The sequence below is a fragment of the Rhizobacter sp. P3_B12 genome (assembly GCF_056402895.1).
In genome coordinates this window covers 1-2058 of the sequence record NZ_JBFUGN010001053.1, presented here as the reverse complement: position 1 = coordinate 2058, position 2058 = coordinate 1, and the positions used below count along the sequence as shown (strand labels likewise).

Annotated in this window: 2 protein-coding genes; both read left to right on the top strand. The window is 68.9% G+C overall.

What is annotated here, in order from left to right; all coding sequences use genetic code 11:
• The coding region (locus tag AC1D01_RS31960) for a hypothetical protein (protein WP_477873531.1) at positions 1 to 514 on the top strand (514 nt) is incomplete at its 5' end.
• Entirely contained in the window at positions 511 to 2028 is a 1518-nt protein-coding gene (locus AC1D01_RS31955; RefSeq protein WP_477873530.1) for an ATPase domain-containing protein, read from the top strand. The genes AC1D01_RS31960 and AC1D01_RS31955, both read left to right, overlap by 4 nt.
• Positions 2029 to 2058 lie beyond the last annotated feature (30 nt).

The following is a 2058-nucleotide window of genomic DNA, read 5'->3' as shown; positions in this document are numbered from 1 at the left end:
GCCCAGTCTCGCGTCTGCAATGCAAGCCGACGACACCTCCGATGCCCCAGCGCCCGCCTCGCCCAACGGCGCCCAGCGGCCACGCCACCCGGCTCGCGCGCCGCCAACCCAGGTCCAGGCCTCCCAGAACGGCCGATCCGACCGTGCAACGCCCACGCGCGCCGACACCTCGCAGGTGGCAGCCGCGGCGCACGAGGTCTGGCTATGTGTCGATGGCGCGCTGTCGCCGGTCATCGGCGTGCGCGGCGTGGCGGCCCTCTACAAGCGCAGCCTGCACCTGGCGCGCGCCCGCCACCCCTGGCTCGACGCAGCGACASACGGCACGCCCGAAAGCCTGCGCGAGACGCTGTCCTGGCAAAGCACGGATTCCGCAGCCGCCGCCCATGCCGACGTTCTGCAAACCTTCTGCGATCTGCTGAACCAGCTGATCGGCAGCACCCTCACCGATCGCCTGCTCGCTCCCGTCCGGGAGCTCGCTGCCAGCGGCCATGCCGCACAGGACCCCTCTCCATGACCACCGGCAAAGCAAGCATCCATCGCATGGCCACCGGCGTTCCGGGGCTTGACGAGGTGCTGGGAGGCGGCCTGCCCGAGTTCTCGTTCAACCTGATCGCCGGCCCACCCGGCTGCGGCAAGACGACGCTCGCACACCAGATCATGTTCGCGCTCGCGACGCCCGAGCGCCCGGCGCTCTACTTCACCGTGCTGGGCGAGCCGCCGCTCAAGATGCTGCGCTACCAGCAGCAGTTCGACTTCTTCGACCTCGGCAAGCTGAACAGYTCGATCCGCTTCGTGAACCTGGCGGACGACGTGGTCGGCGGCGACCTCCAGGCCGTGCTGGCACGCATCGTCGCCGAGGTGGAGGCGCGCGGGCCGGGTCTGGTGTTCGTCGACTCCTTCCGCTCGGTGATGATGGCCAGCCACGGCGAGCAAGGCAGCTTCGTGAACCTGCAACACTTCGTCCAGAACCTGGGCGTGCTGATGACGAGCTGGCAGGCCACCACCTTCCTGATCGGCGAGTACTTCACCGCGGTCGATCCGAACCCCGTGTTCACCGTGGCTGACGGCCTGATCTGGCTGCGCCAGAGCACCGAGCGCAACTCGATGGTGCGCAAGATGGAAATCACCAAGATGCGCGGTCAGCCGACTCTGCCCGGCCTGCACACCTTCCGCATCAGTGCCGCCGGACTGCAGGTGTTTGCGCCGCCGCCGCAGGCCCGCATCGAGCCGGCGAGCCCGGCGATCGCCTCGAATGGCGCGGCAGCGTCATCGGCCGCACCGCCGCAGCGGCTGTCGATGGGCATCGCCACGCTCGACACGATGCTGGGCGGTGGCCTGCCGCGCGGCTACTCGCTGCTGGTGGCCGGGCCATCGGGCTCCGGCAAGAGCATCCTCGCCGCGACCTTCCTGGCCGAAGGCGTGCGCCACGGCGAGACTGGCGTGATTGCCGCCTTCGAGCAGCGCTCAGCGACGTCGCGCGGCCAGGTCATCGCAGAGTTGCTGCGCGGTGGCCACGTCTCCATGGTCGATGCGCAGTCCTCGGACGTCTCGGTCGACGAGGTCGCGATGCTGCTGATCGCCGAGATCCGGCGCCTGAAGGCAAGCCGCGTGGTCATCGATTCTCTGTCGGGCTTCGAGTTGGCGCTCGCGCCAACCTTCCGGGCCGACTTCCGCGAGTCGCTATCGCGCATGGTATGGGCGCTGGCCGCCACCGGCGTCACCGTTCTGATGACCTCGGAGCTCGAGGACCGCTACAGCGAACTGAGTTTCAGCCCGTATGGCACCGCATTCCTCACCGACGCGATCATCGTGCAACGCTACATCGAACTCGACAGCCGGCTCCAGCGCGCGATGGCGGTCGTCAAGGTCCGCGCAAGCGCCCATTCGGACGAGTTGCGGCTGTTCCATATCGACGCCGACGGCATCCGCATCGGGGCCCGGCTGAGCGATACCGAAGGCCTGTTGAGCGGCCATGCACGCGGCATGGCGCGACGCGATGGCATCGGCGCAGGCGCGCGCGATGGCTGACGCCCCACCCCGGATCGCAGGGCCATGAGC